The following is a 24,763-nucleotide window of genomic DNA, read 5'->3' on the forward strand; positions in this document are numbered from 1 at the left end:
GCAGGTGTCACAGGCCGCCAAGCGCGCCCGCGCTTGCGGTATGATTGGCGCTTCTGTCTCTGGAACCTCCCTGGATGAGCAAGCCCGGTCAAATGGTGCTGATCGCGTTGCGCAAGATGATCGCTTCGGGCGAACTGGCGGCTGGCGCGCGGCTGATGGAAGTGCCTACCGCCGAACGTTTCGGCGTCTCACGCATGCCCGTACGCATGGCGTTTCGTACCCTGGAGCAGGAGGGCCTGCTGGTGCGTTGCGGCGGCCGTGGCTTCCAGGTGCGTTCGGTCAGCGCCGATGACATTGCCGGTGCGGTGGAAGTGCGTGGTGTGCTAGAAGGCCTGGCTGCCCGCCAGGCCGCTGAGCGTGGCCTGCTGCCCGCGGCGCGCGAGGCACTGCAGCGCTGCCTGGTCGAAGGCGACCTGTTGTTCGACAAGGGGTATGTGACCGAAGAAGACTTGCACGCCTATCACGACCTGAACATGCGCTTTCACCAGGTGATCGTAGAGGCCAGCCACAACCCGGCCATCGCCGATGCGCTGGCGCGCAACGACCACTTGCCGTTCGCTTCGGTCACTGCGCTGGCGGTGGACCGTCACGACCTTGCCCGTGAATACCGGCGCTTCAACTTCGCGCACATGCAGCACCATGCGGTGTTCGATGCGCTCACCCACGGCCAGGGTGCCCGCGCCGAGGCGATCATGCGCGAACATGCCAATGCCACGTTGCGCTATGCCGAAACCTTTGGCGCGTCCACGGCGGACGAGGGCATGAAGGTGATCCTGCCCTCGTCCTGAGGCGTTTTACAGGTCCAGTACCAGCAGGGGCGTCTTCGCCCGCGAACAGCACGGCGTGAACTGATCATTCAGGGCCTGTTCCTGCTCCGTGAGGAACAGGTCGCGGTGCTCTGGCGTGCCCTGCAGCACACGCGTCAGGCAGGTGCCGCAAATACCCTGTTCACAGGAGACGGCGATCTCGATGCCATGGCGTTCCAGCACCTGCACCACGCTCTGGTCGGCCGGCACCTCGAACACTTGGCCGGTGCTGCCTACCTGCACCGAGAAGCTGCCGTCGTCGCTGTTTTCAACCGGCGCTGCGGCGAAGTATTCACGGTGCAGGTTGGCCTGCTGCCAACCCAGCTGCTTGGCAGTGTCCAGCACGTGCTGCATGAAGCCGCCAGGCCCGCACACGTAAAGGTGCACATCGCCCTGCGGGCTGCCCAGCACTTGGGCGATGTCCAGGGCGGTCTCCGGCTGCTCGTCAAAATGCACGAACAGGCGGTCAGCGAAGGGGGCGGCGCGCAGGCGCTCGACAAAGGCTGCGCGGTCGCTGGAGCGTGCGCAGTAGTGCAGTTCGAAATCGTCGCCGTTGCAGGCCAGTTGCTCAGCCATGCACAGCAGGGGCGTGATGCCGATGCCACCGGCGAACAGCAGGCTGCGCCGGGCGCCCTGGGCCAGCGGGAACAGGTTGCGCGGGGCGCTGATGCGCAGGCGGTGGCCTGCCTGCACCTGCTCGTGAAGGCTGCGTGAACCGCCGCGTGAGGCGGGGTCGTTGAGCACGCCGATCAGGTAGCGGTGGCGTTCTGCTGGGTGGTTGCACAGGGAATACTGGCGCACCAGCCCGTCCGGCAGGTGCACATCGATGTGCGCGCCGGCGCTGAAGGGCGGCAGTGGGCTGCCATCGGCGGCCGCCAGCTCGAAGCTGCAGATGCCCTGGGCTTCGTCGTTGCGGGATACCACTACGGCATCGATCATGGCGCGGGCTCCTCAGGCGGGGGTGGTGTGGGTGGCGATCATGTGCGGTTTGGGCGCGTGCTCTTTGGCGATTAGCCGCTCCAGCACCTTGCGCGCCTGTACGCCGCCGGCGTCGATGTTGAGCTTGAGCAGGTTGCGCTCGGGGTAGGCGAGCAGGTTCTGCTGCTGGCGTTCGAGCATTTCCAGGTCTTCGCTGAAAATCTTGCCCTGGCCTTCGCGGATGCTCGCGGTCAGGGCCTGATCGTGGGCGGCAAAATTGCGCGCCATGCCCCAGAAGTACCAGATCGAGGTGTCGCTCTCGGGAGTGATGAAATCGACCACGATGCTCGAGGCCTTGTGCTCGGCCGGGGCGTGGTAGCCGCCGTGGCCGGCATGGGCCACGCCCACCTCGATCAGTACATGGCTGGGCGGGGTGAAGCGGCAGATCTGCCAGCGGTCCACCGGCACATCATCGGCCAGGCCGTTGCCGCGCAGGGCCATGCGCCAGAAGGGCGGGGGCATGATGTTTTCCATGTGCCGGGCGGTGACCACTTCGTCGCCGCTCACCGTGGTGACCGGGGGCGCCTCGTCGATTTCCTTCTGGCCGATGCTGGAGGCATGCACATAGGTTTCATGGGTGAGGTCCATCAGGTTGTCGATCATCAGGCGGTAATCGCAACCGATGTGGAACAACCCGCCGCCATAGGCCCATTCGTCGCTGGCCGCCCACGGCAGGTGCGGGATCAGGGCCGGGTCAGCCTGGGCCTGGTCACCGGGCCAGACCCAGATGAAGCCATGGCGCTCGATCACGGCGAAGGCTTTGTTGCAGGGAAAACCCCGCACCCGTTGGCCCGGCATGGCGATGGTCTTGCCATCACAGCCCATCACCAGCCCGTGGTAGCCGCACACCAGGTTGCCGTTTTCGACAAAGCCCAGCGACAAGGGCGCGCCGCGGTGCGGGCAAAAGTCTTCCACGGCGGCGACGCGGTTTTCGTTACCACGGTAGAACACGATCTTCTCCCCGCAAATCTGCCGGCCCAAGGGCTTCTCGGCGATTTCGTCAGGGGTGCAGGCGACGTACCAGGTGTTTTTCGGGTACATGGAGGACCTCCGATTGTTGTTGTTATTTAATGGATCCATTAAGACCTGATCCGAAAGACTGGTCAATGGTTTATCCCAACAAAAATTGGAGGTCTTACGATTATCGTGCGTCTAATGGATCCATTTAGTGGTTTGCGGATGAATGGCCCTATTCCTTGTAAATTTTCGTCAGCAGCCGCAGCAGTTCCGCGCGCTCATCTTCTTCGAGGCTGCCGGTAGCCTCCCGATCGCTGTCGCTGGCGATCTGCTTGAGCTCCTTGAGCATCGCCTCACCCGATTTGCTCAAGAAAATCCCGTAGGAGCGCTTGTCCGGCTTGCAACGCACACGCACGGCCAGCGCACGCTCTTCCAGTTTGTTCAGCAGCGGCACCACCTGCGGCGGCTCGATCGCCAGGGCACGCGCCAGGTCCGCCTGCATCAGGCCAGGGTTTTGCTCGATGATCGCCAGCGCTGAAAACTGCGCCGGGCGCAGGTCGTAGGCCGCCAACCGGCCGATCAGGTGCTGGAACAGCTTCAGCTGGGCGCGGCGCAACGCGTAACCGAGCAGGTCCTCAAGGACCGTGTCGCCAGGGGGCGTGGGCAGGGAAGCGGTGTCGTCGGTTCGGGCAGACCTTGCCATCGGATTGCATGCTCCTGTGTCATGAGTAAGAAAGTTACCCAGTTTGCCTGCGCTGGCTTAATCCGGCTAGTGAAGCTCAGGCTAAAAAGCTTCTCAACCGGCCGGAAGGCAAAGATAATTTTCATAATAGTTAATTGACATAACTAATTTGCCGGATTAGCTTGGTGTCACCACCTCGAACAACAAGAGTGCAGAACCATGAGCAAATACGAAGGCCGCTGGACCACGGTGAAGGTCGAACTGGAGTCGGGCATCGCCTGGGTAACCCTCAATCGCCCGGAAAAACGCAATGCCATGAGCCCCACCCTGAACCGGGAAATGGTCGACGTGCTGGAAACCCTGGAGCAGGACGCTGACGCCGGCGTGCTGGTGCTGACCGGGGCCGGTGAGTCGTGGACTGCAGGCATGGACCTGAAGGAATACTTCCGCGAGGTCGACGCCGGCCCCGAGATACTTCAGGAAAAAATCCGCCGTGAAGCCTCGCAATGGCAATGGAAGCTGCTGCGCATGTACGCCAAGCCGACCATCGCCATGGTCAACGGCTGGTGCTTTGGCGGTGGTTTCAGCCCGCTGGTGGCGTGCGACCTGGCGATCTGCGCTGACGAGGCCACCTTCGGCCTGTCGGAAATCAACTGGGGCATCCCGCCCGGCAACCTGGTCAGCAAGGCAATGGCCGATACCGTTGGCCATCGCCAGTCGCTGTACTACATCATGACCGGCAAGACCTTTGGCGGTACCAAGGCCGCCGAAATGGGCCTGGTCAACGAGAGCGTGCCGCTGGCCCAACTGCGCGAGACGACCCGCGAGCTGGCGCTGAACCTGCTGGAGAAAAACCCGGTGGTACTGCGTGCAGCCAAGAACGGCTTCAAGCGTTGCCGCGAACTGACCTGGGAGCAGAACGAAGACTACCTCTACGCCAAACTCGACCAGTCCCGGCTGCTGGACACCGAGGGCGGTCGCGAGCAGGGCATGAAGCAGTTCCTCGACGACAAGTCCATCAAGCCGGGCCTGCAGGCTTACAAACGCTGAGGGCCGGGGCGGGCTGTGCCGCCACTGGCCACAGCCTGCGGATATTTCTCTATAACCACAACAAGAGGGATGAGCATGTTGCAGGTGCCTTTGCTGATTGGCGGGCAGTCGCGCCCCGCCAGCGATGGACGAACCTTCCAGCGCTGCAACCCGGTCACCGGTGAGGTGGTGTCGCAAGCCGCTGCCGCCACGCTGGCCGATGCCGATGCTGCGGTGGCCGCCGCCAGTGCAGCGTTCCCGGCCTGGGCCGCGCTGGCGCCCGGTGAGCGGCGCAGCCGCTTGCTGGCCGGCGCCGACCTGTTGCAGGCGCGGGCTGCCGAGTTCATCGCCGCGGCCGGCGAAACCGGGGCCATGGCCAACTGGTATGGCTTCAACGTGAAGCTGGCCGCCAACATGTTGCGCGAAGCTGCGGCCATGACTACGCAGATTACCGGTGAGGTCATCCCCTCGGATGTGCCCGGCAGCTTTGCCATGGCCCTGCGCGCCCCTTGCGGTGTGGTGCTGGGCATCGCACCGTGGAACGCCCCGGTGATCCTCGCCACGCGAGCCATCGCCATGCCGCTGGCCTGCGGCAACACCGTAGTGCTCAAGGCCTCCGAGGTCAGCCCGGCGGTGCACCGGTTGATCGGCCAGGTGCTCCACGATGCAGGTTTGGGCGAGGGCGTGGTCAATGTGATCAGCAATGACCCGGCCGATGCTCCCGCCATCGTCGAGCGGCTGATCGCCAACCCTGCGGTGCGCCGCGTCAATTTCACCGGTTCCACCCAGGTGGGGCGCATCGTCGGCGAGCTGGCTGCACGGCACCTGAAGCCTGCCTTGCTCGAACTGGGCGGCAAGGCGCCGCTATTGGTGCTCGATGACGCCGACCTGGACGCCGCCGTCGAAGCTGCAGCGTTTGGTGCCTACTTCAACCAGGGCCAGATCTGCATGTCCACCGAGCGCCTGGTGGTCGACAACCGCATCGCCGACACCTTCGTCGACAAGCTGGCGGCCAAGGTCGGCGGGCTGCGCGCAGGTGACCCGCAGGCCAGCACGTCGGTGCTCGGTTCGCTGGTCAGCGGTGCGGCCGGCGAGCGCATCAAGGCGCTGATCGACGATGCCGTGGCCAAGGGCGCACGCCTGGTATGCGGCGGCCAGCTGGACGGCAGCATTTTGCAGCCCACCCTGTTGGACAACGTCGACGCAAGCATGCGCCTGTACCACGAAGAGTCCTTCGGGCCGGTGGCAGTGGTGCTGCGCGCCGAGGGCGATGAAGCTTTGCTGACGCTGGCCAACGACTCCGAGTTCGGCCTGTCGTCGGCCATCTTCAGCCGCGACACCAGCCGTGCGCTGGCCTTGGCCCAGCGTGTGGAGTCGGGTATCTGCCATATCAACGGCCCGACCGTGCATGACGAAGCGCAGATGCCCTTCGGTGGGGTCAAGGCCAGCGGCTACGGCAGCTTCGGCAGCCGCACCGCCATCGATCAATTCACCCAGCTGCGCTGGGTCACCCTTCAGCACGGCCCCAGGCATTACCCCATCTAGGCAACGCGCACCATCGGCCGCCGCCCGCACCGCCGGGCCGCGGCAGGCTGTACAACAATAACAAGGAGCAACCTGCGTGAATAACCAAGCCCGCACAGGGTCAACCGACCCTGGCCAAAGCCCGCGCTATCGGCAGGTGTCCATCGGGCATCCCAAGGTGCAGTTCAGCGAGGCCGACGGCATCTTGCGCATGCAAGCCGTCGAGCCCCTGGCGCCGCTGCCGTCGCGCCTGCTTGACCGGCTGCTGCACTGGGCCGCACAGCGCCCGGACACCACCTTCATTGCCGCGCGTCAGCCCGATGGTGCCTGGCGCACAATCACCTACGCACAAATGCTCGCGCAGGTACGCACCATCGCCGCCAACCTGCTGGGCTTTGGCCTGAGCGCCGAGCGGCCGCTGGCGCTTTTTTCCGGCAACGATATCGAGCACCTGCAGGTCGCCTTGGGCGCCATGTACGCCGGCATCCCGTATTGCCCGGTGTCGCCGGCCTACGCACTGTTGTCCCAGGACTTTGCCAAGCTGCGGCATGTGTGCGAGGTACTGACGCCGGGGTTGGTGTTCGCCACCGACACCCAGCCGTTCCAGCGTGCCTTCGACGCCGTGCTGGACCCATCGGTGGCGGTGGTGAGCGTGCGCGGCCAGGCCCCGGGCCGCCGGCACCTGAGCTTCGACAGCCTGCTGCAGCCGGGCGACCTTGCGCCAGCCGATGCGGCGTTTGCCGCCACCGGGCCCGACACTATCGCCAAGTTCCTCTTCACCTCAGGCTCCACCAAGCTGCCCAAGGCGGTCGTCACCACCCAACGCATGCTGTGCGCCAACCAGCAGATGCTGTTGCAGACCTTTCCGGTGTTCGCTGAAGAGCCGCCGGTGCTGGTGGACTGGCTGCCGTGGAACCACACCTTTGGCGGCAGCCACAACCTGGGCATCGTGCTGTACAACGGCGGCAGCTTTTACCTGGACGCCGGCAAGCCGACCCCGCAGGGCTTCGGCGAAACCTTGCGCAACCTGCGCGAGATTTCCCCAACCGCCTACCTGACCGTGCCCAAGGGCTGGGAAGAACTGGTCAAGGCGCTGGAGCAGGACGCACAGTTGCGCGAGGTGTTCTTTGCCCGCATGAAGCTGTTCTTCTTCGCCGCAGCGGGGCTTTCGCAAAGCGTGTGGGACCGCCTGGACCGCATCGCCGAACAGCACTGTGGCGAGCGCATCCGCATGATGGCCGGCCTTGGCATGACCGAAGCGGCGCCGTCCTGCACGTTCACCACCGGGCCTTTGTCGCTGGCAGGCTATGTGGGCTTGCCTGCCCCGGGGTGCGAAGTGAAGCTGGTGCCGCTGGACGGCAAGCTGGAGGCACGCTTTCGCGGCCCGCACATCATGCCCGGCTACTGGCGTTCGCCGCAGCAAACGGCCGAGGCGTTCGATGACGAGGGCTTTTACTGCTCGGGCGATGCCTTGAAGCTCGCCGATGCGCAGCAGCCCGAACAGGGCCTGATGTTCGATGGGCGTATTGCCGAAGACTTCAAGTTGTCGTCCGGGGTGTTCGTCAGTGTCGGGCCGCTGCGTAACCGTGCGGTGCTCGAAGGTTCACCCTATGTGCAGGACATCGTGGTGGCTGCGCCGGACCGCGAGTGCCTGGGCATCCTGGTGTTCCCGCGTCTGCCCGAATGCCGTCAACTGGCCGGGCTACCGGCTGCAGCCAGCGATGCCGAAGTGCTCGGCAGCGACGCGGTGCGCAGCTGGTTCGCCGCTTGGCTGGAGCGGCTGAACCGTGACGCCCAGGGCAACGCCAGCCGGATCGAATGGTTGTCACTGCTGGTAGAGCCGCCGTCGATCGACGCCGGGGAAATCACCGACAAAGGTTCGATCAACCAGCGTGCGGTGTTGCAGCGCCGGGCTGACACGGTAGAGGCGCTGTACCGTGGCGAAGACCCGACCGTGCTGCCCGCGCAGGTACGCCCGTGAGCAGCGCCGGGCTGTGCACTGTGTTCGACGATGTGGCCATCGTGCAGATGGTGCGCACGCCGTGGGTCGACCTTGGTGGTGCGCTCGCCGCAGTTTCACCGATCGACCTGGGCATCAAGGCCGGGCGTGCGGTGCTTGCGCGGGCCGGTATCGCCCCGCAGGCGGTGGACAGCGTGCTGGCCGGCAGCATGGCCCAGGCCAGTTTCGATGCGTACCTGCTGCCGCGCCACGTCGGGCTGTACTGCGGTGTGCCGCAGGCTGTTCCGGCACTGGCCGTGCAGCGCATCTGCGGCACCGGCCTCGAGCTGCTGCGCCAGGCCGGGGAGCAGTTGCACAGTGGTGTGCAGCAGGTGCTGTGCGTGGGCGCCGAGTCGATGTCGCGCAACCCGATCGCGGCGTATGAACACCGTGGCGGCTTTCGCCTTGGCGCGCCGTTAGGGTTCAAGGATTTTCTCTGGGAGGCGCTGTACGACCCGGCTGCCGGTGTGGACATGATCGGTACTGCAGAAAACCTGGCACGCGTGCATGGCCTTGGCCGAGAGGCGGTGGACGCCTGGGCGTTGCGCAGCCATCAGCGTGCGCTGCAGGCCCAGCAGCAGGGCTGGTTCGATGAGGAAATCGTTGAGGTCACGGCAGAGGCTTTCAGTGCTGAAGGCTGCCTGCCACGTGGCATCGGACTGCCACGCGGCGTGGCCCAGGTCAGCCACGACAGCCACCCGCGGCCTACCGATGCCCCAGCGCTGGCCCGCCTGCGTGCGGTGCACGCCGGTGGCGTGCAAACTGCCGGCAACAGTTGTGCGGTGGTCGATGGCGCGGCGGCGGCGTTGGTGACGCGTTTTTCCGCCTGCACCCAGCCACCGTTGGCACGGTTGCTGATGGCCACAGCCGTGGGCGTGCCCCCCAGCACCATGGGCATTGGGCCGGCCCCGGCCATTGCCTTGCTGCTCGAACGCAGTGGCCTGCGCCTGGAGCAGATCGACCGTTTTGAAATAAACGAAGCGCAAGCCGCCCAGGTGCTGGCGGTGGCCCAGGTGCTGCAACTGGATGTGGAAAAACTCAACGTGCATGGCGGCGCCATCGCCCTGGGCCACCCCTTGGCTGCCACCGGCCTGCGCCTGGTGCACACCCTGGCCCGTCAGTTGCGCCAGGGCAACCTGCGTTATGGCATCGCTGCGGCCTGCATCGGCGGCGGCCAAGGCATGGCGGTGCTGATCGAAAACCCCCACTTCGTGGCTTGAATCTGAGGACTCCCATGGCTTGGAAGGCTCCCCTGCAGGACATGCAATTCGTGCTGGAGCACTGGTTGAGGGCCGAGCAGGCCTGGCAGCGGCTGCCGGCCTACGCAGACGTTGATCTTGAGCTGGCCCTGCAAGTGCTGCAGGAGGCCGCCCGCTTCAGCGAACAGGTACTGGCGCCGTTGAATGCACCGGGCGACCGCCAGGGCTGCCGCCTGGAGCAGGGCAGGGTGCGCACACCGGACGGCTTTGCGGCGGCCTATCGCGCCTACGTGGACGGCGGCTGGCCGGCGCTGGCCTGTGAGCCCCGGTGCGGCGGCCAGGGGCTGCCGTTGGTGCTGGATGCAGCGGTTCAGGAAATGCTCTTTGCCAGCAACCATGGCTGGGCCATGTACACCGGCATCGCCCATGGCGCTTACCTGTGCCTGAAGGCCCATGGCAGTGCCCAATTGCAGGCGCGTTACCTGCCCGGCATCGTCAGCGGCGCAAGCCTGGCCACCATGTGCCTGACCGAGCCGCAGGCCGGCAGTGACCTTGCCTTGCTGCGTTGTCGTGCCGAACCGCTGGGCGACGGCAGCTACGCGGTCACCGGCAACAAGCTGTTCATTTCCGGGGGCGACCACGACCTGACCCGCGACATCCTGCACCTGGTGCTGGCGCGTTTGCCCGACGCACCGGCAGGCAGCCGTGGGCTGTCATTGCTGCTGGTGCCCAACGGGTTGGAGGGCGCTTTGGGCAACGGGGTGCAGTGCGATGGCCTTGAGCACAAACTGGGCATTCGCGGCAGCGCCACCTGTGCGCTGCGCTTCGAGGGGGCCAAGGGCTGGCTGGTGGGGCAGGCGCACGGTGGCCTGGCGGCCATGTTCGTGATGATGAATTCCGCCAGGTTGCATGTCGGCCTGCAAGGGCTGGGGCACGCCGAAGCGGCTTGGCAACTGGCCCGTGACTACGCACTGGAGCGTCGCCAGATGCGCGCACCTGGTCATTCGCCGAGCGCCGGGGACGCCGCTGCCGACCCCATCCACTTGCACCCCGCCATGCGCCTGACGCTGCTGGAATTGCGGGTGCGTACCGAAGGCATGCGCACCTTGGGTTACTGGACGGCGCACTGGCTGGATGTGGCCGGCGCCTCTACCGACCCTGCGCTGCGTGCAAAAGCGTCGACTCTGGCGGCGTTGCTGACGCCGATCATCAAGGCGGCGTTCACCGACTACGGTTTCAGCCTGTCGAGCAAAGCGCTGCAGGTGTTTGGCGGCTATGGCTACACCTGCGAATTCCCCATCGAGCAGGTGCTGCGCGACAGCCGGATTGCGATGATCTACGAAGGCACCAACGAAATTCAGGCCAACGATCTGTTGTTGCGTAAAGTGCTGGGCGATGGCGGTGAAGGCTTTGCGCTGCTGTTGGGCGAACTGCGTGCCGAGGCCAAGGCTGACCAGGGCGCCGCTGCCGAGGCGCTCGGTACGGTCTGCGACCGGTTGCAAAGGGTGGTTGCCGAGGTCGAGCGCAGTGCTGCGCATCGCCCGCAATACCCCTACCGCGCAGCGGGGGCCTTCTTGCAGTTGTGCGCCACGGCGCTGCAGGCCTTTGCCTGGGCCCGCACCGTTCGCTGCCTCGAGGCGTTGCCGGCCGAAGCGCCGCTACGGCGCGAGAAGCACGAAAGCGCCACCTTCTTTTTCAACTATCTGCTGCCAGACTTCGACCGGCAGGTGGCAGCCATCGAGGCGGCCGCCTGCCCATTGCCGTTCATTGGCGAACCGTTCTGAACCCTACGTGCGAAGTCGCGATAAAGACCGGCTGCGGCTGGCGTGCCGAGGGCCGGTAGCGCATACACCGGTCCGCTGAGCACAGGTGCGAGCCGCCTTTGATCACAGCGACCGGTATGCCGGGTTCGGCCGGGTCGTAGCTTGCGCTCAAGGCGGGGCCGGACGGGTCCAAGGCCGCGTCGCGTTGCGCATCGTGGCCCGGGCGATAACCCGTGCGGGTCAGCTCCCAGACATTGCCCCCTGCATCGAATACACCGAACCGGTTGGCCGGGAAGCAGCCCACCGGTGAGGTACCGGTGAAGCCGTCAGCGGCCATGTTGTTATAGGGGAACTGGCCTTGCCAGGTGTTGGCCATCAGCTTGCCCTTGGGTAGTTCAGTGGTGCCCCAACTGAAGTCGGCATCGTCCAGCCCGCCACGCATGGCGTATTCCAGTTGCGCTTCGCTGGGCAGGGCACGGCCAGCCCAACGCGCGTAGGCCTGGGCATCTTCCAGTGTCACTTGCACAACCGGGTGGTTTTCAAGCCCTGCCAGGTCACTGCCAGGGCCCTGCGGGTGTCGCCAGCTGGCCCCCGGCACAAACTGCCAGCCGGGGTCGAGCACGCTCGGCCCTTGCTGGAACACCATCGCGCCCGGTACGCGCAGCGTGTCGGGCAGGGTGGGGTCGGCCTCGCTGCTGATGCCCCGTTCGGCCTGGGTAAGGTAACCGGTAACTGCCACGAACCGGGCGAACTGGGCGTTGGTGACCGGGTGCCGGTCGACCCAGAAGCCCGACACCTTTGCCGCGTGTGGCGGGCCTTCTTCATCATAGAAACGGTCTGAACCGAAGGTGAACACGCCACCCGGCAAGCGCACCATGCCATCGTGCCTGGCGGGCAAGCCGCTGTAGCCCTCGCACAGCAGCACCGGCGCCGGGGTTTGTGGCCAGGCGCCGTAGGCCGCGGCGAGTACGCCGGCGGCGACCAGCGCGCAGCCGGCAACCCGGGCAATCATGGCTTGCTGGCCAGGGGCATGGCGGGGCTTGCGGGGCGCCCGTCAGCGTCGATGGCGATATTGCTGCGTTGGGCATAGGCCTTCCAGTCGCGCAGCAGGTCGCTCACTTGCCGGGGGTGTGCGGCTGCGATGTCATGGTGCTCGCCAGGGTCGTTGCTCAGGTCGTACAGGTGCCAGGCCGGGGTGCCATCGGTTGCATCCCACAGCAGTTTCATCGGCCCTTTGCGCAACGAGGCGCTGCCATTGATTTCCCAGCCCAGGGCCTCGTCATGGGCGTGGATCCGGGTGTCCTTGCCTTGCAGGTAGTCCAGTGCCGAGGTGCCCTGCGGCGGAACGATGGCGCGGTCGCGGTAGGTGATGCCGGGCATCGGCGCGCCTGCCAGTTGCAGCAGCGTCGGCATGATGTCTCTGACGCTGGCCAGTTCATCGCTGCGCCCGGCCTTGATGGTGGCCGGGTGGTAAACGAAGGCGGGCACGCGGATGCCGCCCTGGTAGGTGGTCATCTTGTAGCGGCGGCTGGGCAGGGCGCTGACCTGGGCCCAGGCCGAGCCGATCATCAGGAACGAATCACGTCGGCCGTAGTTGGCCAGGCGGGTATCGAAGTTTTCCTTGATCCAGTTGGGGTCGACGCGGGTGGCATTTTCCGGCCCGTTGTCGGACATGAACAGCACCAGTGTGTTGTCCAGTTCACCGGTTTTGCGCAGGTGGTCGACCAGGCGCCCGACCTCGGCGTCCAGGGCCGCCACCATGGCCGCGTAGACCTCCATGGTGCGCGCCGATTGCTGTTGCTGCTGTTCTGTCAGCGATGCCCAGCCTGGTACGCCCTCCAGTTGCGGCTCGAGGGGGAAGTCCGCCGGCACCAGCCCGGCCTTGCGCTGGCGCGCCAGGCGTTCGCGGGCAATCACCTCATAGCCTTGGTCGTAGCGGCCGCGGTATTGCGCCAGGTATTCATCCGGCGCCTGCAAGGGCCAGTGCGGCGCGGTGTAGGCGGCAAAGGCAAAGAAGGGTTTGTTGCTGGCCTTGCCGTCGTCGATGGCGTCGATGAGACGGTCGGTGAACCAGGTCGTGGAGTAGAAATCATCGGGCAGTTCGATGGGCTCGCCATTGTGGCGGAAGGTCGAACTGTAGTTCGGCTGCAGCGCCATGTGGGCCTGTTTGAAATGTGCGGCGCCCCCTTCCAGCAGCACGTAGGCCTGGTCGAAACCACGGTTCTGGGGCTGCTGCGCGGGCTGCATGCCCAGGTGCCATTTGCCGGAAATGTAGGTGCGGTAGCCAGCATCGTGCAGCAGTTCTGCCAGGGTGGCGACATTGCTGCCCAGTACCCCTTCGTAACCGGCGCGCACCTGAGCGCCGGCCGGCAAGCGCTTGCGTGCTTCGGCCATCATGCCCAGCCCGGCCAGGTGCGGGTCGTTGCCAGACATCAGCATGGCGCGTGTAGGGGAGCAGCTTGGCGCGGCATGGAAGTCCAGCATCAGGCGGCCGTCGGTCAGCAGTTTGTCCAGGTTGGGTGTCTGGATTTCGCTGCCCAGGGCCGACAGGTCCGAGAAGCCGAGGTCATCGGCGACGATCAGCAGAATGTTTGGTTGTTTAACGGTTGGCGAGGCCAGGGCCTGGCTTGCGCCGAGCATGAGCAAGCCGAGAGCGGCAAGAGGTTTGAGGCAGTTCATGAGGATGCTCTTTTTGTTTTGATTAGAGTCGTGGCGGCGTTCCCGCAAGGTAGAGAGCCCGCAACGTCCATGTTAACGGCCATTTCTGCGGCTGCGCAGGCACCTGCGAAAAAAACGTTCGATAAACGAACGCTGGATCTGCCTGATATCAGGTAGTTTCAATCCGCCTATTGACGGCAATATGGTTAACAAAAATAATCGTTAACAGAGTTATCCAATTTCATAAAAACAAGTAAAGGGAAATTCTGATGACCAGGCCGTTGAACCGGTGGTGGGTGCCCGTTGTACTGCTTTCGATAGGCCAATGCGTGCAGGCGGCCAGTCCACTTGAACAGAGCCGGCCAGGCCGGCCCGGTGCGCCTCGCTGGGTCGAGGACTATCGGTTCCTGGATGCCCCGGCCAAGGCCAGCGACCCATTCGATGGGGTGCGCTACCATCGCTTGTCCGAGTCGGCCTGGCTGCAGTTGGGGGCCGAAGCCCGTTACCGGGCCGATGTATTCAACAAGCCTTTTTTCGGCTTGCGCGGTTTGAACGACGACTCCTATTTGATGCAGCGCTTGCAGGCGCACGCCGACCTGCATCTGTTCGATGATGCTGTGCGCACATTCGTCCAGGTGGAGAACACCCGGGCTTTCGGCAAGGACCTGTACTCCCCAAATGATGAAAGCCGCAATGAAGTGCGCCAGGCCTTCGTCGATTTCAATCATGATTTTGCCCAAGGGCGTTACACCACCCGCATCGGCCGCCAGGAGATGGGGCTTGGCGACCAGGCTTGGGTCACCTACCGGGACTCGCCCAACATCCGCCTGAGCTTCGACGGCGTGCGTGCCAGCCTCAACCTCAAGGACGGCCGCAAGCTCGACGCCTTCGCGTTCAGGCCGCTCAAGACCGGTGAGGACAGCTGGGACGATGGCAGCAACAACGCAGTGAAATTCTATGGCCTGTATGGCACCTTGCCGCTGACGGCAGCCTGGAACATCGACCTGTTCGCCTTCGGCCTTGAAACCGATGACCGCAGCCTGGCCGGTGAAGCGGGCGATGAGCAACGCTATACCTTCGGCACGCGGGTGTTTGGCCGCCAGCAGGCGCTGGACTGGAGCTGGAACCTGGCCGTGCAGACCGGGCACCTGGGCAATGCCTCGATTCGTGCCTGGGCACTGTCCAGCGATACCGGCTACACCTTCGCACATGCCTGGCAGCCCCGGCTGGGCATGCGCATCGACGCCGCCAGCGGTGACCGCGAGCTGGGCGATGGCAAGGTCAACACCTTCGACCCGCTGTTCCCGCGCAACGGCGTTTATGGCGAGGCCAGCCTGACCACTTTGAGCAACATCATCGTGGTGGGGCCGACGTTCGGCTTTTCACCTTGGCGTACCTTGCGCTTCGAACCGGGCGTCTTCGAAGTGTGGAAGCAGCGTGCAGAAGACGGTGTGTACATGCCCGGCATGAGTCTGTTGGCCAATACCCGTGGCACCGGGCGCCATGTGGGCACCATCTACCGCGCCAACACCCGTTGGCTGGCAACCCCCAACCTGACCTTGGATGTCGACTTGAAATACTACGACGTCAGCTCCGCCATCAAGGACGCCGGTGGGGAAGATTCTTCGTTCATCTCGTTACGTGCCACGTTCAGGCTTTGATCCCAACCCAACGCATAACAACAAAAGGGCCTACCCATGCGTGATTCATCCTCATCTTCAAGCAAGCCGGTGCTCACCATCGGCCTGTGTTTTCTCGTGGCACTGCTCGAAGGCCTCGACCTTCAGGCTACCGGCATCGCCGCACCGCACATGGCCAAGGCGTTTGCACTGACACCGGCGATGCTTGGCTGGGTGTTCAGTGCAGGGCTGCTGGGGTTGCTGCCCGGCGCATTCATCGGCGGTTGGCTTGCCGACCGGCTGGGCCGCAAGAACATTCTGATCGTGGCGGTGCTGTTGTTCGGCGGCTTCTCGCTCGGTACCGCCCTGGCCGACAGCTACGCCTCGCTGCTGGTTGCACGGCTGATGACCGGCTTGGGGCTGGGTGCCGCGTTGCCCATCCTGATAGCCCTGGCCAGTGAAGCGGCGCCCGAGCGGCTGCGCAGCACCGCCGTGAGCATCACGTATTGTGGCGTGCCCCTGGGCGGCGCCATCGCTTCGATCATCGGCATGGCGCCGTTGGGCGAAGACTGGCGTGTGGTGTTCTACGTGGGTGGTATCGCACCGATCGTCATCGCCCTGGTGCTGGTGGTATGGCTGAAAGAGTCCCAGGCGTTTCGTGCTCAAACCGGTGAGAAGGTTGCCGGCCAAGGCATGCTGGCCCAGTTGTTCGGGCCGGGGCATGCAAGCCGCACCCTGCTGCTGTGGGTGGCGTGCTTCTTTACCCTGACCGTGTTGTACATGCTGCTCAACTGGTTGCCTTCGTTGCTGATTGGGCAAGGTTTCAGCCGCCCGCAGGCAGGCACGGTACAGATCCTGTTCAACCTCGGCGGTGCGGCCGGCTCGTTCCTGACCGGGCGCATGATGGACAAGGGCCACGCCCGCCGCGCAGTGTTCATCGCGTATATCGGCATGCTGGCGGCGCTGGCGGGGCTTGGCCTGTCGACCAGCTTTGCCTTCATGCTCGTGGCCGGGTTCATTGCCGGCTACTGCGCCATCGGCGGCCAACTGGTGCTGTACGCACTGGCACCGACCCTGTATTCGACTCAGGTACGGGCCACTGGGGTGGGGGCTTCGGTTGCCATCGGGCGCTTGGGTTCGATGGCCGGGCCGTTGGCGGCGGGGCAGATCCTGGCAGCCGGGACGGGGGTGGGTGGGGTGCTGCTGGCGGCTTCACCAGGCTTGGTGGTGGCTGCTGTGGCGGCACGGGCATTGCTGGCCAAACGTAACCGGCAACCGCAGTAAGCCGGCCCGCAGGCGATTCAAGGTGCCAGGCAGTTCGGTGAACCTGCCTGGCGATTCTTGAGCTCAGTGTGTGCCTGCGTTCATTTCCAGAACCCCTTGTGCGCAGCCGCTGCTTCGTCCTCCAACAGTGGGCCGTGCACGATCACATCACGTTGGCCCCGGGCGAACACCTCACGGCATGGCAAGGAAAACGTCGGGTTTTCCGGGTGGTCACCGGTCAGCCCGAGCAGGGTATGTTCCGACAGCGCATACACCACTCGGCCAATGCCGGTCCAGTACACGGCACCGGCGCACATGCAGCAGGGTTCTGCGCTGGTGTAGAGCGTGCAGTTGGCCAGTGCTTCGGGTGGCAGGGCCTTGGCAGCCAGGGCCGCGGCGACCAGTTCGGCGTGTTGGGTGGGGTCGCCTTCGGGCGGCATTGAGTTGTTGCCGGCGCTGGCGATCACCCGGCCTTCGGCATCGGCGACAATGGCTGCAAAGGGGTGACGACCGCGTGCTTTGGACTGCTCTGCCAGGCGCATCGACTGGCGTAGCAGGTCCAGGTCGAGGGCGGACAGGTCGGTGGCAGCTGGCGTGTAGGGAGTGGTCATGGATGCTCCTGGGGATAGGCAGGGGTAAAAGGGCTCACTCGGCCACGCTGGCATCGGCGTGGTCGGGGTCTGTGGTCTTGTCGTTGTTGAGCAGCAGGTTGAGCGTGATCGCCGTGATCGCGCCGAGGAAAATGCCGCTCTCCAGCACCAGCTTGAGCGGGCCGCTCAGTTGATGGAAAAGCGCCGGGAAGGACATTGGCAGCACGCCGATGCTGATCGAAACGGCGACGATGATGCCGTTGCGGGTACCTTCGAAAGGTACGCGAGAGAGCGCCTGGATGCCGGCCACTGTGGTCATGCCGAACATGACGATGGCGCACCCGCCCAGCACTGGCGTGGGCACGGCAGCGATCAGCGCGCCCAGTTTCGGAAACAGCCCCATCAGCACCATGATTGCGCCGGCGGCGGCGACCACAAAGCGGCTCTTGACGTTGGAAAGCGCGATCAGCCCGGTGTTCTGGGTGAAAGCGTTGTACGGGAAACTGTTGAACAGCCCGCCAAGCATCGTCGATAGGCCGTCTGCCCGGAAAGCGTTGCCTAGTGTGCTGGTGTCTGTGGGCTTGCCGACCAGTTTGCCGATGGCCAGGCAGTTACCCGTGGTCTCGGCCATGATCACCAGCATCGCCAGCACCATGATGAGGATTGGCGTGGTGGAGAACTGCGGCGCACCGAAGGCCATGGGTGGGCTCAGCTCGAACCAGGCGGCTTCGCTGACCTTGCCGAAGTGGGTCATGCCAAAGGCTGCGGCCAGCAGGCTGCCGCACAGCAGGCCGATCAGCACGCTGAGGTTGCCGATAAAGCCCGAAAAGCGCGCATACACCAGCAGCGTGATGGCCACCGTCGCCATGCCCAGCAGCAGGTTGGCGGGGTTGCCGAAGTCCGGCGCCCCCGGGTCGCCGCCACCCAGCCAGATGGCCGCCGCAGGCATCAGCGAGATACCGATGATGGTGATCAGGCTGCCGATCACCACCGGCGGGAAGAAGCGCAGCAGTCGGCTGAACAGCGGCGCGAGGCCGATGGTGATGGCGCCGGCGGCAATCACGGCGCCAAACACCTCCTGCAGGCCGTACTGCTTGCCGATCATGATCATCGGTGCCAGCGCGATGAACGAGCAGCCCTGGATCAACGGCAGGCGCGCCCCGAAGCGCCAGAAGCCCAGGGTCTGGATCAGTGTGGCGATGCCCGAGGTGAACAGGTTGGCGTTGATCAGCGTCACGACCTGCGCCTGGGTCAGGCCCAGTGCGCTGCCGAGGATGAGAGGCACCGCGACCGCGCCGGCATACATCACCAGCACGTGCTGCAGGCCAAAGGTGAACAGTTGCCGCAGCGGTAATACTTCGTCTACAGCGTGGACCTTGCTTGGGCTCATGGCGTGAATCTCCTGAAGGTGCGGCTCTTTTCGTTGTTTTCGGCGCCTGGAGTGACACGCAGCGCAGGGTGTGAACAGGGCAGCTGCAAGCGTGGTCGAGGCCGATGATCCGGCGAAACAAACGATGGAACAAATGAGTAACCATCGTTAGCATCGATGGTTCATGTGGCAGGGCAGGGGGTGGGGATGCGCTTTTCGCTGGAGCAATTGCAGGTGTTCGTCGCCGCGGTACAAGCGGGCTCGTTTTCGGCAGCGGCGCGGCGCCTGGGGCGTACCCAGTCCACCGTCAGCGCTGCAATCAGCAACTTGGAAACCGACCTGGGCGTGGAGTTGTTCGACCGCAGCAGCCGCATACCGGCATTGACCGCCGCCGGGCATAAACTGCTGCTACGGGCCGAGGGCATCCTTGAGCGTTGCTATGCCCTGGAGGGCAGCGCCGACAACCTGGCGCAGCAGGCCGAACCTGCGCTCACGCTCGCCATCGAGGTGCCGTATGGGTCACTGATCCCGGTGTTCAAAACGTTCGACCAGGCGTTCCCGTTCGTCGATTTGCTGATTCGCCACCCGGTGCACGGTGATGTCAGTGAAATGGTGCATAAAGGTGAGGCAGACCTGGGCATCGCTTTTTCCCAGCCGGGCTACCCGCCTGCATTGGCCTTCCAGCAGTTGGGCAAACTGATCATGGCTCATGTCTGCCACGCCACACACCCGCTGGCGCAACTGCAAACCTGCACCTTCGCCGACCTGCACGCCCACCGCCGCCTGGCCTTCTTCGCCCACGCGCAAAAGCTGCCCAGCAGCGAATACTTGCGTACCGCCCAGCTCTGGCAGGCCGAGAGCTATCTGGCGCTGGTAGAGATGGTGCGCGGTGGCCTGGGTTGGGCGACCCTGCCACGGCAGCTGGTTCAGCGGGAGCTGGACGCCGGTGAGCTGATCGAACTGCAGCTGCAGGCCTATCCGCACACCGACTGGCTGGTCGGCGTGGACCTGCTGTGGCATCAGCAGCGCCGGCCGGGCAGGGCTGCCCTGTGGTTGCGCGATTGCCTGCAGCGCACCAAGGTGTTCGAGCTGGACCGGCGCGGCATGCCTACCACGTTGTAGGCGCCATGTGCTGAGCTTCCCAGGCGCGCTGGCCTGCTGTCGATGATTGCAATGTCGTCTACATTTCAACAAACCACTTCACCGCAAAGGATGCTCTCATGGCCAAGTTGAAAGCTCTGATTGCCGCTGTAACGTCAGTGGCATTGCTCGCGGCGTCGGGCGCTGCGCTCGCCGACCCGGGTAACGGTAAAGGCAACGATAAAGGGCATGGGCAAGGCAAGGGGCAGGCTCCGCATGCCCAAGGCCAAGGCAACGCTGGCGGCAAAAAGGGTGGCTCGGGTGGCAATGACTGGCATGGCGGGCCGTCGATCGACCGGGGTGATGTGCTGGGTATTCTGGGTGGCCACCGCAGCTATTGGAGCCCGGGCCCCGCATTGCCGCCGGGCATCCAGAAGAACCTGGCGCGGGGCAAGCCACTGCCGCCCGGTATCGCCAAGAAGCTCGATGGCCGGCTGCTTGGGCAGTTGCCGCATTACGACGGTTACGAGTGGATGCAGGCCGGCGTCGACCTGATCCTGGTGGCTGTCGCCACGGGTATCATCTACGAGGTGGTGAACGGGGCGTTCGATTGAGCCCGTTGCGTGTCTGGAGCCGTGGTGGCCCGCGGTAATACCGCTGCGCTCATGTGATCGAAACACGCCACGGGGGCAGCCCATTTCTACGGCTTGGCGCCGCAGGGCAATGCTGCCGAAGATTTTCCCGCCAGCTTGGAGCACTGGGCTGGCGGGAGGGACGTTGGTGTCAAATGCTGACCAGGCGCTGATAAGCCGCCTGATCAATGCCCGCATCTGTGGGGGATCAAGCGGCAAGCTTGCCGCGAACTTCCTGGGCATGCTCCAGCTCTTTGTGGACGCTGTCCTGCAGGACCACGTCCTTACCGTTTTTCTTGCCGGCCAGTGCGCTCTGCACCAGTTGGCTCAGCAGTTTGACCAGCATGATATTGTTGGACAGCAGGTCTTTTTCATCCTGGCTGAATGCGTTGTAGTCTGTGGTGCGCTGGACCAACTGCTCCAGGCTGGTGACGTGTTTCACGTACAGGCTGAATGTAATGGTCAGTTCGCCAATGACTTTGTCGCTGATGAGCTTGAGCTTCTTCAGATAAACAGTCGATTCCTTGATCAGGTCGACAGTCTTGTTCACTTCCTGGCGGATCTCTTCAGCCTTTTCGAGGCTCGAGTTGCCCTTGGCATTGAGCAGCAAACCACCCACGGCAATCACCGGCCCCGCTACTGCGCCGCCCAGTACCATCGAGCCCAGCGCCATGCCGCCGCCACCCGCAGAAAGCGCGCCGCCGCCCAGGGCCGCGAGCGTAGCGTTGTAGGCTGCCACACCAGACAGCGAGCTGATCGCCGTGCCGGTCGACGCCACACCCAGTGCCATGGTGCCACCGTAGGCTGCAAAGCCTGCGAGTGCGCCAGCGCTTGCAGTCAGTGCCGAGCTGCCGAGAAGGTCGATTGCCGAAATGGAGATTTCCTTGATCTGATCCAGATCGTGCTTGTCGAAGCGGATGTCCTCGCCGTGAAATTCTTTGAATTGCGGCTTGTTCTTGATTTTCTCGTAGGCGGATGCAAAACGTCCAAAGCTACGGCTGATGTCGAGCTTGAGTGCACCCAGAGCCTCAAGTGATTGCTCGGTGTTCTTCTGGTCACCATCAAGTTGTTCGCGGGCGCGGTCATAGCGTTCCTGGGCGTCGGCCACGATGCCCTTGGCTTCGGAAATTTTCTTGGCGCCTTTCACGCCGCCGGCGATCCCGGCTCCGCCCGCGACTACAGCTGCACCGATCAACAGAAACGGTAATGGCATCTCTAACGTGTCCTTTTGCTTTTGAGAGTTTCACAGGCAGCCTGATTGAGCTCATGGAAGTGCGCTCGGCTCATGTGGCTTGCGTAAATATGGTCGTAGCTGTCGTCGATCCGGCACTTGAGCGGTCGTTGCTCATAAATGCCGCAGCGGCTGCTGGTTTTGTCGTAGTGGCGGCAAACCCCTGTCCCGTCGTCCAGGTCGCTGTACAGCGGCTGCCCTGCCAGGTTCTGGCAGCACAGCCCACAGGCATCGCAGTTGAACCGCGACATTGGCGTTTAAAACACCAGCACAGCGTCTTTGTCGTTCATGAAGTCGTCCAGGCCTTTGCGATCTTGGTAGGGCATGTCGATTTCGCAAGTGGCCATTGCACTGAACAGTGCGTCATTGAGGTCAGCATGGGTTTGCGCCAGCACCAGGCTGGCATTGACCTTCTGCAACGTGTCCAGCTCGGCTTGCAACTGCTTGAAATCAATACCCGCGAGTTCGGCGGTGTAGGCTTCCAGGCGCTGGTTGACCAGCTTGTAGTAGTCCAGCGTGTGGTCCAGTGTCGACTTGAGGCCGTTGGCAAACTCGACAATTCGGTTCACCAGCGGCGAGTGGTCGATGAAGTACAGCAAGGAGATGTTCAGCAAGCCGCTGGCCAGCGCACCGACGAAGGTGGAAAGTATTTCTCCCAGCACTGGCACCTGCATGCCAGGCACTTTGGCGATGGCTTCTTGCACCAGCACCCCGGTACACACCGACACGCCGGTTGCAACGATCTTCGAGACCGCGCGCAGCAACTCACCGAATGGCAGCCGCTGAGGGTTGAATACCAGCGTGCGCACCGCTTCAAGGATGGCTGCCCAGGATTCACGCAGGATCTTGGCAACGTTTTTGGCCGTGGTGAAGAAGATATTGATCAAGGTGGTCATCACTGACGACAGCACGCCGGCCAGCAGGCCGTCCTTGAAGCGTGTCAGCAGTTCACCGCGCCGGGCCTGTACCCCTTCAAACGCGGCCTTGCAGGCATTACCCAGGTGCTGCAGGAAGAGGCCGAGGTCGAAGTTGCCTTTCATGCTCTGCAGAATGTGCGGCAGTTCCTGGCGTAGCGCATTCCACGCCTCAAGCAGGACCAGGCCGAGCGTTTCCCGGGCGCCCATACGAACCCCTTGGTTGAGGCTGGCACTGGCAGTGTCGGCCAGGAATGCAGTGCTGGTGTAATAACTGTTGGCCAGTTCGCGTTCGTAGGCTTCACGGGCGATCCGGTCTTTTTCACGCAGTTTGCCCGGGTCGACGGCGTCGAGTTTTTCCAGCTTGTTTAACGTTTTGCGTTCTTTATCGGTGAGGCCGACACTACGCTGTTTCGACTGAAGGTCGCTGATTTCAGCCTTGCGTTGCGCTTCATTCTGGTCGAGATAGCGAATGAACTCGTCAGCGCTCTTGTCCTTTTTCGATGTATTGACAGACCCATCGGTGGCGTTGAGGTTGCTGCGCTGGTTGGCCAGTTCTACACCATCACGGTTCGCCAGAACCCGGGCAGGGTCGTCGTGGATCTTTTTCGCCGAGATGGTGTGGTCGCGATGTACATCGGCGTTCGGCGCGAACGTCTTGCCCGTATAGGCATCCTGCAGCGTGCCGGATTGCTTGCCAGCTTTGTACTCTCGGCCTACTTGTATGTAAGTGTCGGTGGAGTGGTAAGCCGCGCTGTCATAGTCGCCGCGCGCCGCATAAGCAGCCTCGTTCGCTGCAGATGCATATCCAACGGACTCGTCGCGCACGGTATGCAGGGTATCTACATGGCCACCACGCCGATCGTTGGCCAACAGGAAGTCCAGACCAAATGAAGTGAGCAGGCTCTTGATGACGACTTGCTCATACTGGTGCACAAGCGTTGCGCCGACATCGGGGGTGGCTTGGTGGACGGCTTGGGCCAAAGGGTCCAGGGCGAGTTGGGTCATCGAACATGCTCCTTGCACGGGTAGGGCGTCTTGCGGCGATTGGCAGATATACCTGAACCGGAACGGAATATAGCGAAGTGCCATCTTTGCTTCAAGGCGCGGCGCCAGTACTTTGATAGCATGGCCGAAGGAACGTGACCTCAGGCGGTGGTTACCCCGCTGGCACCGCCTTGCCCCGGTCAAGAGAACGGGCTACCGAGCCCGTTGTTCATTCATTCGTACAGCCAAGGCTTCAACGCCTCCAGGTTTTTCACCACGATCTGCTGTGCCGATGCCTTGGGCTCAAGCTTTTTCGGGTCGATCTGATAGCGCTGCAGCACATAGCCCACCAGTGCGCAGCGTGTCGGGATCACCAGCTCACCGGCTTGCATACCCAGGTCAATTTCGATGATCGCCTTCTGTGCGGGTTTGAGGCGCGAGTCTGGCTCGATGACCACATCGATCATCGTGTTCCATTCCTCATCGTCATCGATCAGGTTCTCGCTCATGCGCTCGAACTCTGGTACACCCCTGAACCTGCTCAGCACAAAATCCCGGTACTTGCGATTCTTCTCGCAATACGCGCGCACGTGCCAGCGCATGCCGGTGTAGACCAGGGTGTGGGGCGAAATCAGCCGTGTTTCCGGCACCGGGTTGGCCAGCGACACGTATTCGATGGAGAGCACTTCACTGTTGCGGCAGGCCTTGAGCAGAGGGCGCAACACGTCCGGGCGAATTGTCCTGTCGGGAACTTCCAGCACCTTGGTATGGGCATACGCCAACGCCAACCCCTCCACGTGGGGCGCCCGCGAGTGGGTCTGATTCAGCAATTGCAGATAGGCATTGGCACTGTCATCGATGAACAGCGGCTTGAACTGCTTGCCGGGTACATAACCCTTCAGTTGCTTGTCATATGTAAGGTTTTTAGGCGCATGCTCGCTGATGTAGGTATTGATGTCCTTGGAGGCCTGTTGGCGGCTGATGCCAAAGCTCTGCATCAAGTGGCCCGTGGTCAGGCGGCCCTCCCACCAGGCCACGGTTTCGATCAGGCGATAGCGAAGTGCCAGGTCCCAGCGGACCTGGTCTATTTGCTGAGTACGTTTCATGGCCCGTCCATGTGTGCGAATTGTTTACCTGTATAAGTCTACAATCTATACGTGTAAAAAATCACTACATATCCTTTGGCTGTCCTCGAAACAAACTGACCTGGCAAAAGGATTGAACAATGGCTACGACGGATATGATTTGGGCAGCGGCGCTTCTGATGATGCTGGTGATTGCGGTGCTGTTGTTGGCCCAATACCTGAAACTGCAGGAAGTGTGGGAAACCCTCGTCAATTGCCGCACCACCCTGCGTTGGGCGCGGATTCAACAATCGGAAAACAATGAGCTGCGCTCGGCACTGCGTGCGCACAAGGCGCATGTCGACCAGTTGCAGCGCAAGGTGACCCTGCTGCAAGCGCTGGTCCCTGAAGGCAAGTAG

The 24,763-nt window shown here is 63.4% G+C and carries 21 protein-coding genes; 11 read left to right on the forward strand and 10 right to left on the reverse strand.

The window, feature by feature from the left end:
• Nucleotides 1–74: 74 nt before the first annotated feature.
• The gene (locus ACW4TB_RS02855) at nucleotides 75–788 is read left to right on the forward strand and encodes a GntR family transcriptional regulator (RefSeq protein WP_012313932.1); all 714 of its coding nucleotides are present in this window, start codon (nucleotides 75–77) and stop codon (nucleotides 786–788) included.
• Between the two features lie 6 nt (nucleotides 789–794).
• On the opposite strand, the gene ACW4TB_RS02860 is transcribed toward ACW4TB_RS02855, so the two are convergent.
• The 3 genes from ACW4TB_RS02860 to ACW4TB_RS02870 all read right to left on the reverse strand — a co-directional run bounded on the left by ACW4TB_RS02860 (nucleotide 795) and on the right by ACW4TB_RS02870 (nucleotide 3,444).
• Complete coding sequence (locus ACW4TB_RS02860; RefSeq protein ID WP_012313933.1) at nucleotides 795–1,745, reverse strand: PDR/VanB family oxidoreductase; 951 nt, start codon at nucleotides 1,743–1,745, stop codon at nucleotides 795–797.
• Between the two features lie 12 nt (nucleotides 1,746–1,757).
• Nucleotides 1,758–2,825 (reverse strand): aromatic ring-hydroxylating dioxygenase subunit alpha, encoded by a 1,068-nt coding sequence (locus tag ACW4TB_RS02865; protein WP_279932096.1) that lies wholly within the window; start codon nucleotides 2,823–2,825, stop codon nucleotides 1,758–1,760.
• A gap of 148 nt (nucleotides 2,826–2,973) precedes the next feature.
• Nucleotides 2,974–3,444: a MarR family winged helix-turn-helix transcriptional regulator gene (locus tag ACW4TB_RS02870; protein ID WP_279932094.1), complete on the reverse strand. Its 471-nt coding sequence runs from the start codon at nucleotides 3,442–3,444 to the stop codon at nucleotides 2,974–2,976.
• Nucleotides 3,445–3,642: 198 nt separating this feature from the next.
• Here ACW4TB_RS02870 and ACW4TB_RS02875 point away from each other — a divergent pair, with 198 nt between their 5' ends.
• The 5 genes from ACW4TB_RS02875 (at nucleotide 3,643) to ACW4TB_RS02895 (ending at nucleotide 10,958) form a co-directional block, all read left to right on the forward strand.
• The gene (locus tag ACW4TB_RS02875) at nucleotides 3,643–4,473 is read left to right on the forward strand and encodes a p-hydroxycinnamoyl CoA hydratase/lyase (protein WP_039604652.1); all 831 of its coding nucleotides are present in this window, start codon (nucleotides 3,643–3,645) and stop codon (nucleotides 4,471–4,473) included.
• 75 nt (nucleotides 4,474–4,548) lie between these two features.
• Entirely contained in the window at nucleotides 4,549–5,997 is a 1,449-nt protein-coding gene (locus tag ACW4TB_RS02880; protein WP_012313937.1) for an aldehyde dehydrogenase, read from the forward strand.
• A gap of 76 nt (nucleotides 5,998–6,073) precedes the next feature.
• Nucleotides 6,074–7,957 carry a feruloyl-CoA synthase gene (locus ACW4TB_RS02885; RefSeq protein WP_279932092.1) on the forward strand — a complete coding sequence of 628 codons (1,884 nt, stop codon included), beginning with the start codon at nucleotides 6,074–6,076 and terminating at the stop codon, nucleotides 7,955–7,957.
• Complete coding sequence (locus ACW4TB_RS02890; protein WP_279932090.1) at nucleotides 7,954–9,195, forward strand: thiolase family protein; 1,242 nt, start codon at nucleotides 7,954–7,956, stop codon at nucleotides 9,193–9,195. Before ACW4TB_RS02885 ends, ACW4TB_RS02890 begins: the two co-directional genes overlap by 4 nt.
• A 14-nt stretch (nucleotides 9,196–9,209) precedes the next feature.
• A complete protein-coding gene (locus tag ACW4TB_RS02895; protein ID WP_279932088.1) occupies nucleotides 9,210–10,958 on the forward strand; it encodes an acyl-CoA dehydrogenase in 1,749 nt (582 codons plus the stop codon).
• Here ACW4TB_RS02895 and ACW4TB_RS02900 read toward each other — a convergent pair.
• Together ACW4TB_RS02900 and ACW4TB_RS02905 are read right to left on the reverse strand one after the other, a co-directional pair.
• Complete coding sequence (locus tag ACW4TB_RS02900) at nucleotides 10,939–11,949, reverse strand: formylglycine-generating enzyme family protein (RefSeq protein ID WP_012313941.1); 1,011 nt, start codon at nucleotides 11,947–11,949, stop codon at nucleotides 10,939–10,941. The two genes, ACW4TB_RS02895 and ACW4TB_RS02900, sit on opposite strands and share 20 nt — an antisense overlap.
• On the reverse strand, nucleotides 11,946–13,616 hold the full coding sequence (locus ACW4TB_RS02905; RefSeq protein ID WP_279932085.1) for an arylsulfatase: 1,671 nt from the start codon (nucleotides 13,614–13,616) through the stop codon (nucleotides 11,946–11,948). Before ACW4TB_RS02905 ends, ACW4TB_RS02900 begins: the two co-directional genes overlap by 4 nt.
• Nucleotides 13,617–13,864: 248 nt before the next feature.
• On the opposite strand from ACW4TB_RS02905, the gene ACW4TB_RS02910 reads away from it, so the two are divergent.
• Nucleotides 13,865–15,256, forward strand: coding sequence for an alginate export family protein (locus tag ACW4TB_RS02910; protein WP_279932084.1), 1,392 nt, complete (start codon nucleotides 13,865–13,867; stop codon nucleotides 15,254–15,256).
• 36 nt (nucleotides 15,257–15,292) lie between these two features.
• Nucleotides 15,293–16,498, forward strand: a complete 1,206-nt coding sequence (gene mhpT, locus ACW4TB_RS02915) for a 3-(3-hydroxy-phenyl)propionate transporter MhpT (RefSeq protein ID WP_115275194.1) — start codon at nucleotides 15,293–15,295, stop codon at nucleotides 16,496–16,498.
• Between the two features lie 80 nt (nucleotides 16,499–16,578).
• Here mhpT and ACW4TB_RS02920 read toward each other — a convergent pair whose 3' ends face one another.
• Together ACW4TB_RS02920 and ACW4TB_RS02925 are read right to left on the reverse strand one after the other, a co-directional pair.
• Nucleotides 16,579–17,088, reverse strand: a complete 510-nt coding sequence (locus ACW4TB_RS02920; RefSeq protein ID WP_012313945.1) for a nucleoside deaminase — start codon at nucleotides 17,086–17,088, stop codon at nucleotides 16,579–16,581.
• Between the two features lie 34 nt (nucleotides 17,089–17,122).
• Entirely contained in the window at nucleotides 17,123–18,457 is a 1,335-nt protein-coding gene (locus tag ACW4TB_RS02925; RefSeq protein WP_279932078.1) for a nucleobase:cation symporter-2 family protein, read from the reverse strand.
• A gap of 186 nt (nucleotides 18,458–18,643) precedes the next feature.
• On the opposite strand from ACW4TB_RS02925, the gene ACW4TB_RS02930 reads away from it, so the two are divergent.
• Together ACW4TB_RS02930 and ACW4TB_RS02935 are read left to right on the forward strand one after the other, a co-directional pair.
• A complete protein-coding gene (locus ACW4TB_RS02930) occupies nucleotides 18,644–19,558 on the forward strand; it encodes a LysR family transcriptional regulator (protein ID WP_012313947.1) in 915 nt (304 codons plus the stop codon).
• A 98-nt stretch (nucleotides 19,559–19,656) separates the two neighbouring features.
• Entirely contained in the window at nucleotides 19,657–20,130 is a 474-nt protein-coding gene (locus tag ACW4TB_RS02935) for an anti-virulence regulator CigR family protein (RefSeq protein WP_254467565.1), read from the forward strand.
• A 226-nt stretch (nucleotides 20,131–20,356) separates the two neighbouring features.
• Here ACW4TB_RS02935 and ACW4TB_RS02940 read toward each other — a convergent pair whose 3' ends face one another.
• The 3 genes from ACW4TB_RS02940 to ACW4TB_RS02950 form a co-directional block, all read right to left on the reverse strand.
• Complete coding sequence (locus ACW4TB_RS02940; RefSeq protein ID WP_012313949.1) at nucleotides 20,357–21,361, reverse strand: hypothetical protein; 1,005 nt, start codon at nucleotides 21,359–21,361, stop codon at nucleotides 20,357–20,359.
• A gap of 275 nt (nucleotides 21,362–21,636) precedes the next feature.
• On the reverse strand, nucleotides 21,637–23,301 hold the full coding sequence (locus ACW4TB_RS02945; RefSeq protein ID WP_254467566.1) for a hypothetical protein: 1,665 nt from the start codon (nucleotides 23,299–23,301) through the stop codon (nucleotides 21,637–21,639).
• Nucleotides 23,302–23,513: 212 nt separating this feature from the next.
• A complete protein-coding gene (locus tag ACW4TB_RS02950; RefSeq protein ID WP_012313952.1) occupies nucleotides 23,514–24,386 on the reverse strand; it encodes a helix-turn-helix transcriptional regulator in 873 nt (290 codons plus the stop codon).
• 119 nt (nucleotides 24,387–24,505) lie between these two features.
• Here ACW4TB_RS02950 and ACW4TB_RS02955 point away from each other — a divergent pair, with 119 nt between their 5' ends.
• Entirely contained in the window at nucleotides 24,506–24,763 is a 258-nt protein-coding gene (locus ACW4TB_RS02955; RefSeq protein ID WP_012313953.1) for a hypothetical protein, read from the forward strand.

The organism is Lelliottia jeotgali, assembly GCF_977070485.1.